This is a genomic window from Bifidobacterium sp. UTBIF-78 (genome assembly GCF_006408945.1).
Taxonomy (GTDB): Bacteria; Actinomycetota; Actinomycetes; order Actinomycetales; family Bifidobacteriaceae; genus Bifidobacterium; species Bifidobacterium myosotis.
Genome location: NZ_JFAO01000072.1, coordinates 1 through 8,545, shown reverse-complemented (window position 1 = coordinate 8,545; position 8,545 = coordinate 1). Strand labels below are relative to the sequence as shown.

General features: G+C 61.0%; 6 protein-coding genes. 5 read left to right on the top strand and 1 reads right to left on the bottom strand.

What is annotated here, in order from left to right; translation table 11 throughout:
• Positions 1–131: 131 nt before the first annotated feature.
• The 5 genes from BG22_RS10590 (at position 132) to ilvA (ending at position 7,307) form a co-directional block, all read left to right on the top strand.
• Positions 132–1,418: an ABC transporter substrate-binding protein gene (locus tag BG22_RS10590; protein WP_140495421.1), complete on the top strand. Its 1,287-nt coding sequence runs from the start codon at positions 132–134 to the stop codon at positions 1,416–1,418.
• A 22-nt stretch (positions 1,419–1,440) separates the two neighbouring features.
• A complete protein-coding gene (locus BG22_RS10585; RefSeq protein ID WP_140463525.1) occupies positions 1,441–2,379 on the top strand; it encodes a carbohydrate ABC transporter permease in 939 nt (312 codons plus the stop codon).
• A 21-nt stretch (positions 2,380–2,400) separates the two neighbouring features.
• On the top strand, positions 2,401–3,285 hold the full coding sequence (locus BG22_RS10580) for a carbohydrate ABC transporter permease (protein WP_140495419.1): 885 nt from the start codon (positions 2,401–2,403) through the stop codon (positions 3,283–3,285).
• 633 nt (positions 3,286–3,918) lie between these two features.
• Positions 3,919–5,739: an alpha-glucosidase gene (locus BG22_RS10575; protein WP_140495423.1), complete on the top strand. Its 1,821-nt coding sequence runs from the start codon at positions 3,919–3,921 to the stop codon at positions 5,737–5,739.
• Between the two features lie 302 nt (positions 5,740–6,041).
• On the top strand, positions 6,042–7,307 hold the full coding sequence (gene ilvA, locus BG22_RS10570; protein WP_140495417.1) for a threonine ammonia-lyase: 1,266 nt from the start codon (positions 6,042–6,044) through the stop codon (positions 7,305–7,307).
• 233 nt (positions 7,308–7,540) lie between these two features.
• On the opposite strand, the gene BG22_RS10565 is transcribed toward ilvA, so the two are convergent.
• Complete coding sequence (locus tag BG22_RS10565; protein WP_094668000.1) at positions 7,541–8,296, bottom strand: Sir2 family NAD-dependent protein deacetylase; 756 nt, start codon at positions 8,294–8,296, stop codon at positions 7,541–7,543.
• Positions 8,297–8,545: the final 249 nt, after the last annotated feature.

Below are 8,545 nucleotides of genomic sequence, written 5' to 3'. Positions count from 1 at the left end.
TTTTTAATTGCCAGCGCAAGCAGGCTCGCTGGCACTGGGAATGAAATGGGCGAAACGGTACCTTGGAAACCGTGGAAAGAACCTACCGGCATAGGGGCCGGAGGTTGGAAGGAAAGATAAAGGAGTCACATATGCTGTCAGATTCCACCAACTCGACCAGACTGAAGCGTCTGGGCATGCGCGTAGCCGCAACGGCGTGCGCGCTCGCCGTGGGGCTTGGTCTGGCCGGCTGCGGTTCCAGCACCGCCGGCACCGTCACGCTGGACTTCTTCCAGTTCAAATCCGAGGCCGCCGATACCTTCAAGGGCATCATTCAGGACTTCGAGAAGCAGAACCCGACCATCAAGGTCAACATCAACAACTCCGCCAACGCCCAGACCGACCTGCGCACCCGTTTCGTGAAGAACCGCGTGCCGGACGTCATCACCTTCAACGGCGACATCAGCTTCGGCATGTTCGCCGCATCCGGCGTGTTCTACGACTTCACCAACGAGGACATCGTCAACGAGCTTAATCCGGGCATGGTCCAGATCGCCAAGAACCTGGTCCAGACCACTGATCCGGCCAAGAAGCGTCTGTACGGACTGCCGTTTGCCGGCAACGCCTCCGGATACATCTACAACAAGGACCTGTTCAAGCAGGTCGGCCTCGACCCGGAGAACCCACCCACCACCTGGACCGAGTTCACGGACATGCTCAACACGTTCAGGGACGCCGGCATCAATCCGATTCAAGGCACCGTGGCGGACGCGTGGACCACGCAGGCCCCGCTCGCCTCGCTCGCCGGCACGCTCGTGCCCGAAACCAAGTACACCGAGCTGAAGCAGGGCAAGACCACATTCCAGGAGCTGTGGAAGACCACGGTCGAGAAGGAGGCCGAGCTCTTCACCTACTCCACCGCCGACACCGGCGTCACCTACCAGCAGGGCACGCAGAGCTTCGCCCAGGGCAAGGCCGCGATCATCCCGCTCGGTACCTACGCCATCCCGCAGATCCTGCTCATCAACAAGGACATCAACCTCGGCTTCGCGCAGATGCCGGCCTCCGATGACGCCGATGAGCAGATCCTCACCGCCGGCGACGACGTGATGCTCACCATCGGCGCCAATACCAAGCACAAGGACGAGGCGATGAAGCTCGTCGAGTTCATGATGCAGAAGGAACAGCTCGACGCCTACGCCGATGCCCAGTCCGCCATCACCCCGCTCAAGGACACGTACTTCGGCAACGAAGCGCTGGAGACCGTGCGCCCGTTCTTCAAGGAAAACCGTCTGGCCGACTTCTGCGACCACTACATTCCCTCGTCCATCAACATCGGCGGCTATCTGCAGACCATGGTGACCTCCGGGAACACCGACCGTTTCCTGAGCCAGATGCAGACCGAATGGGACAAGGTCCAGGCCAGGACCTTCGAGTGACGAGCAGGAGAGGAGAACAATAATGTCCAACGCAACCATCGGTCAGCCCGCATCGCACAAGGCCGCCAAGCCGGCCAAGAGGAAGGTATCCACCTTCTCCAAGCGCAAGGTCGATCCCGCCTACTACTGGATGGCGGTTCCGGCGGCGATCATCTTCGCCTTCTTCCTGTACCTGCCGTTCCTTGACGGTGTGAAGTACTCCTTCACCAACTCCCAGGGCTACGGCGACTACAAGTTCATCGGCTTCAAGAACTACATCGCCCTGTTCCAGGACAACCGTGTGGGCCACGCCTACCTGTTCACGCTGCTCATCGCCATCGCCATCACGGTGCTCATCAACGTGATCGCCCTGTTCCTGTCGGTGCTGCTGAACTCGAAGATCGCCTTCAAGAACGGCTTCCGCGCCATCTTCTTCGTGCCCTACACCCTGTCCGTGCTGGTCATCGGCTACGTGTTCAAGTACATCTTCATGAACCCGCTGCCCGAGCTCGGCAAGGCGCTCGGCATCGAATGGCTGTCCACGTCGCTGCTGACCAACGAGCAGCTCAGCTGGATTCCGATCGTCTTCCTCGCCGTGTGGCAGGGCGTGGCCTACTCCGTGCTCATCTACCTCGCCGGCCTGCAGACCATCGACGACGAGATCTACGAGGCCGCCGCCATCGACGGTGTCAACGCATGGCAGAAGTTCTGGAAGATCACCTTCCCGCTCATCGGACCGTTCTTCACCATCAACCTCGTGCTGTCCATGAAGAACGCGCTCGGCACGTTCGATCAGGTCGTGGCCTTGACCGAAGGCGGTCCGAACTCCGCCACCGAGACGGTCACCTACCTCATCTGGAAGGGCGGCCTGACCGGCGGCGAATACGCCTACCAGACCGCGAACGCCGTGCTCTTCTTCATCGTGCTGGCGGTTATCGCCTTCATTCAGCTGCGCATCTCCCGCAGCCAGGAACAGATCTGATTTCGGGGAGAGGAAAGACCAATGACTACCGCAACTCTCGCTTCGCCGTCCAAGTCCGGCGCTTCCGCCAAGGCCGCGCCCGTCAAGTACCGCAAGGACCGCAACATCAACTGGTGGCTGACCGCCGCCGTAGCCGTGCTGTCGTTGACGATTCTGGTGCCGCTCTACTTCACCATCGTCACCGCGCTGAAAACCCCGGCCGAGGCCGGCACGTTCGCCCTGCCCACCAGCTGGGAATGGCATAACTTCGCCGATGCCTCCGCCAAGGTCAACTACCCGAAGGCCGCGCTCAACTCAGCGATCATCACGGTCGTGGCCGTGGTGCTCACCCTGCTGACCAACACCTTCGTGGCCTACGCGGTGGCCCGCAACATGGACAAGCGGTTCTTCCGCTTCCTGTACTACTTCTTCATCGCCGCTATGTTCGTGCCGTTCCCGGTGGTCATGCTGCCGATCGCCAAGCAGATGGGCTCGCTGCATCTGGACAATCAGTTCGGCCTGATCATCCTGTACACCGTGCTCGGCCTGGGCACCAACCTGTTCATCGCCACCGGTTTCATCCGCTCGATTCCGGTATCGCTGGAGGAGGCGGCACGCATCGACGGCGCGTCCACATGGCGCATCTTCTGGACCATCATCTTCCCGCTGATGAGCCCGATCAACGCCACTATCGCCATCCTGACTGCGCTGTGGGCCTGGAACGACTTCCTCCTGCCGTTGATCGTGCTTACGGATCAGACGAACCAGACCATCCCGCTGGCCCAGTACGTGTTCAGCTCGCAGTTCGCCACCAACTACCCGATGGCCTTCTCCAGCTACCTCATGGCCATGGCCCCGATCCTCATCGTCTACATCTTCGCCCAAAAGTGGGTCGTCGGTGGTGTGATGAGGGGAGCCGTTAAATAAACAGTCCGGTGGACTGTTTATAGGCTCCCCCGAACGGCGGCAGCCGTGAGGCAGAATGACAGTCTGCCGTTGGCAGGCGGGTTTAGAAGTAGTGCAGCGCAAGGCGCTGCATCACTTCACAGCGCCGAGCGAGACGAGTCGATTAAGGCAACAGCCCAGTGGGCTGTTGCCCGACTCGGGCGGTCGATAGACCGCGCACTCGCGAGGTGATATTGAGCCTCGCCGCAGGCGAGTCCGTAATTGCAGGACGCCGTCAAGTAAAGGAAAGCCCGGTGGCCTGTTCATAAGCTGCCTCTTTTGGTGAGGGGGAGCTGTCCGATGTGAAACGTCGGCTACCCGGCGACTACCGAGGCTCCCCTCTTTGAGGGGAGCTGTCAGCGAAGCTGACTGAGGGGAGTCTTCGTCGAGGGAGCCTCTTCGTCGAGGGGATTCTCCGTCGGGGAGCCCCTTCGCCTGGTCCCTTCGTCGAAGGTCCCCTCAGCGCAATGCCTCCGTACCAGTGCCCCGTAATTACTTTCCGCCACGCCCGCTGAACAGCCCGATGGGAATAAAACCATCGGGCTGTTTCAATATTCGTATATCCAAACCAAGCAACAACGACGTTTGCAACGTTTGCAACGAAAGGAACCTATGATGACGGCATTCAATCGTCCGCTGCTTCCCGATTCCATCCGCACCAACGGCGCGACCCCGAACCCGTGGTGGTCGAACGCGGTGGTCTACCAGATCTACCCGCGCTCCTTCCAGGACACCAACGGCGACGGTTTCGGCGACCTCAAGGGCATCACCAGCCGCCTGGACTACCTCGCCGACCTGGGCGTGGACGTGCTGTGGCTCTCCCCGGTCTACAAGTCCCCGCAGGACGACAACGGCTACGACATCTCCGACTACTGGGACATCGACCCCCTGTTCGGCACGCTGGAGGACATGGACGAGCTGCTCGCCGAGGCCCACAAGCGCGGCCTGAAGATTGTGATGGACCTGGTCGTCAACCACACCTCCGACGAGCACGCCTGGTTCGAGGCGTCCAAGAGCAAGGACGACCCGCACGCTGACTGGTACTGGTGGCGTCCTGCCCGTCCGGGCCACGAGCCGGGCACGCCGGGCGCGGAGCCGAACCAGTGGGGTTCCTACTTCGGCGGCTCGGCGTGGGAGTACTGCCCCGAGCGCGGCGAGTACTACCTCCACCAGTTCTCGAAGAAGCAGCCGGATCTCAACTGGGAAAACCCGGATGTGCGCCGCGCGGTGTACGACATGATGAACTGGTGGCTTGACCGCGGCGTTGACGGCTTCCGCATGGACGTCATCACGCTGATTTCCAAGCGCACCGATGCCAATGGCAAGCTGCCCGGCGAGGCCGGTAGTGAACTCGAGGATTTGCCTGTGGGCGAGGAGGGGTACTCCAACCCGAATCCGTTCTGCGCGGACGGCCCGCGTCAGGACGAATTCCTCGCCGAAATGCGGCGTGAGGTGTTCGAGGGGCGTGAGGGCTTCCTCACGGTGGGTGAGGCCCCTGGCATCACTCCGGCGCGCAACGAACACATCACCGATCCGGCCAACGGCGAACTCGACATGCTATTCCTCTTCGAGCACGTCGATTTCGATTGCGAAGGCGTCAAGTGGAAGCCGTTGCCGCTGGATCTGCCGAAGCTCAAGTCCATCATGGCCGGCTATCAGACCGCCGTGGCGGATGCGGGCTGGGCCAGCCTGTTCACCGGAAACCATGATCAGCCGCGTGTGGTCTCCCGCTGGGGAGACGACTCCAACGAGGAGAACCGTGTGCGTTCGGCCAAGGCCCTAGGCCTCATGCTGCACATGCATCGCGGCACCCCGTACGTCTATCAGGGCGAGGAGCTCGGCATGACCGATGCACACTTCACCCGTCTCGACCAGTACCGCGACTTGGAATCGCTCAACGCCTATCGTCAGCGCGTCGAAGAGGCCAAGGTGCAGACCCCCGAGTCGATGATGGCCGGTCTGGCCGCGCGCGGCCGCGACAATTCGCGTACGCCGATGCAGTGGGACGGCTCCGCCTATGCCGGCTTCACCGCGCCGGATGCCGAGACTGAGCCTTGGATTTCGGTGAACCCGAATCATGCCGAGATCAATGCGGCCGGCGAATTCGACGACCCGGATTCGGTGTACTCGTTCTACAAGCGTCTTATCGCGCTGCGACACGAGCGTCCTGTGATCGCCGCCGGCGCGTGGCAGCTGCTGGATGCGGATGACGAGCATGTCTACGCCTTCACCCGCTCGCTGGGCCGCGAACGGCTGCTGGTGGTCGTCAACATGTCCGGCCGTACCGTCGATCTGCCCCGCGAATCCGCCGCTGTGATCGCTTCCGGGGTCGCCGAGCCGGATGTGGTCATCACCAATTACGACGCCTCGCACACGGTGGTGTCTCTGGCCAATCGCGAGCTCGACCCGTGGGAGGCTGCTGTCATCCAGCTGTAAGCGGCGAACGCGGACGGGCTCCCCTCCAGTCGACAGCATATGCAGCTTCCGTGAGCCGGCGGTTCCCCTATCTCGCTTGCAAGGGGTACATTTCCGCTTTCCCGGACAGCTATCTGCGTTGCAAGGGGTACCTTATCTGCGAAAACCCGAGTATGAACGGCTTAATGGCAACGTTTCTACTCGGGTTTTCCGTGTCGAGGTACCCCTTGCAACGCAGATAGCTGTCCGCTACCGCGAAGATGTACCCCTCGTAAGCGAGATACCCGCGCTTTGCGGCCAGTCACGGTCTTACAATGCTCACTATGGAACAAAAGGATGTTTTGAAGGCGCTGCAACGCGATCATGCAGCGGAACTGAAGCTCGCCGCCAAGCGTCTCAAGGGCACGGCCCGTCACACGGAGATCATTCCCTCTCCGGTCTTGAGCGAGATGACCGGCCATGAGATTCTGCTCAAGCCTGAGAATCTACAGGTTACCGGATCGTTCAAGATTCGCGGTGCCTACAACAAGATCGCATCCTTGTCCGAGGAGCAGTTGGCCCGTGGCATCGTCACCGCATCCGCCGGCAACCACGCGCAGGGTGTGGCCTATGCGGCGCGGGAGCGTGGCGCCAAAGCCACCATCTGCATGCCGACCATCACTCCTCCGCTCAAGGTGGATGCCACCAAGGCCTACGGTGCCGATGTGGTGCTGTACGGCGATGTGTTCGACGAGGCGGCCGCCCATGCCGCCGAACTCGCTAAAACCCAAGGCATGATTTACGTGCCGCCGTTCGATGATTATGAGGTCATCTGCGGTCAAGGCACCATCGGCCTTGAGATTTTGGAGGATGTGCCGAACGTCACCGATGTGGTGGTGCCGCTGGGCGGTGGCGGCCTCGGTGCCGGTGTTGCTCTGGCCATCAAGACCTTCAAGCCGGAAGTCCGCGTGATCGGCGCGATTCCGGAAGGCTCTCCGGCATGGAAGGACTCGCTGACCTCCGGTCATGTCTCCCCGGCCGATCAGGTGGTCACGTCCGCGGAAGGCGTCGCCGTCAAGCATCCGGGTGACCTGCCGTTCGCACTGCTCAACGAGTTTCTGGACGACCTCGTGACCGTTTCCGAGCGCGACATCAACGAGATGATCCTGCTCATGCTCGAAAAGCACAAGTTGGTGGTCGAGGCCGCTGGAGCCGTGTCCTTGGCGGCGCTGGAGCACCTGAACCTGCGCTCGCGCAAGTTCGCCGCGGCCGGAGGCCCGCATGTGGTGGTGCCGATCATGTCCGGCGGCAACATCGACACCGTGACCATGGGCGCGGTCATCCAGAAGGGCATGATCGCCCGTGGCCGCATCATGAACTTTGAGGTCGAGTTGCCGGATATTCCGGGCCAGCTGGTCAAGGTGGCCACGTTGCTGGCCGAGCAGCGGGCCAACGTCATTCAGCTTGACCATGACCAGTTCAAGGCGTCCGGCCATTACACCAATGCGGTGTCGTTGGGCGTCACGGTGGAGACCAACGGGCCCGACCATATCGACCGCATTCTTGCGGCCTTGCGTGAGGCCGGATTCCAGCCCAAGCGCATCTACTGATTTGCGCTTTTTGCATAGAGAACACTGACGTAACTATTCGCTGGAACTGAGAAGGGGAGCCCTAATCCTGTTCGCGACCGTAGGCTTGGCTGCTGAGCCGTGAAATGGAAAGCCCAAGGGTTTTCCATAGGCGAGGTGAGCGGCTTGCTGCGAAGACCGGCGCAAGCCGATGCCTTGAGTATGTCGCGAACAGGATTATGGCTCCCCTTCGGCCGTTGCCCCAAGCAGTTGTGTCAGCTGTTCTCCGCGATAGTCTCGTCCACGAGCTTGGGCAGCGCCACGGCGATGTCCTCATGGATGAGGCGTGTGGCCAACCGGTCGTATTGCGTACGTCCCATGTTCATGATGGTGATCGGCACTCCGGCCTGCGCGGCCACCGGCACGATGCTCGCCGCCGGGAACACCTCAAGCGTCGAGCCGATGACCCACAGCTCGTCCGCCTTGGTGGCGCGTTCGTAGGACTTCTCCATTGCACCGTCCGGCAATGCTTCGCCGAAATACACCACATCCGTCTTGATGATGCCGTTGCATGGCATGTCGCCGCGGTACTTGAGCTTGCGATGGCAATGCGGGTCCGGCTCCTCATCCAGTCGCGCCATGATGTCGGCGGTGTCGTATTCCTGATGGCATTTCATGCAATGCGATGTGCCGATGGTGCCATGCAGATTGACGATGAGATCCGGGCTGTTGCCGGCCTTTTCATGCAACGCATCGAAATTCTGCGTGGCCAGCAGCGTGAGCATGCCGGCCTTCTCCAGCTTGACGAGTGCCTTGTGCGCGGCGCCCGGCTGCGCATTCCATACGGGAGATTCTTTCTGCCAGCGCCAGGAGTATTCGCGATCCTCCTTATTGGTCAGGAACAGGTCGATGTCATAGACGCTCATCTGGTCGGGGTGTTTAGTCCACACACCGTCCGGGCCGCGGAAGTCGGGGATGCCGGCGGACGTGGAGATGCCGGCGCCGGTCAATATAGCGATTTTCTTCGTCATGACTACAGGTATACCCGCTTTCGGTGAACGACATTTGGCGTGATGATGATGTGCTGAGGTTCTTCCTCGTTCGCGACACGCCCGCCGTATAGCGGATTCGCTGCTGTTCGGAACTCTTCTGAAGCGTATTGTGGTGATTAGCAAGGCGGAAATGCGAAAAAAGCGCCTTGTGCGACACGCCGAGGGAAGCGCGCTATTATGCCGTTTCCTTGGGTTTTTGCGCGCTCTGGTTTGCGTGGTTGCGTGTTT

Bases quoted from the DNA above. Each gene is read 5' to 3' on its own strand.
- BG22_RS10565 (WP_094668000.1), bottom strand. From the start codon at position 8,296: ATGACGAAGAAAATCGCTATATTGACCGGCGCCGGCATCTCCACGTCC.
- BG22_RS10580 (WP_140495419.1), top strand. From the start codon at position 2,401: ATGACTACCGCAACTCTCGCTTCGCCGTCCAAGTCCGGCGCTTCCGCC.
- BG22_RS10575 (WP_140495423.1), top strand. From the start codon at position 3,919: ATGACGGCATTCAATCGTCCGCTGCTTCCCGATTCCATCCGCACCAAC.
- ilvA (WP_140495417.1), top strand. From the start codon at position 6,042: ATGGAACAAAAGGATGTTTTGAAGGCGCTGCAACGCGATCATGCAGCG.
- BG22_RS10590 (WP_140495421.1), top strand. From the start codon at position 132: ATGCTGTCAGATTCCACCAACTCGACCAGACTGAAGCGTCTGGGCATG.
- BG22_RS10585 (WP_140463525.1), top strand. From the start codon at position 1,441: ATGTCCAACGCAACCATCGGTCAGCCCGCATCGCACAAGGCCGCCAAG.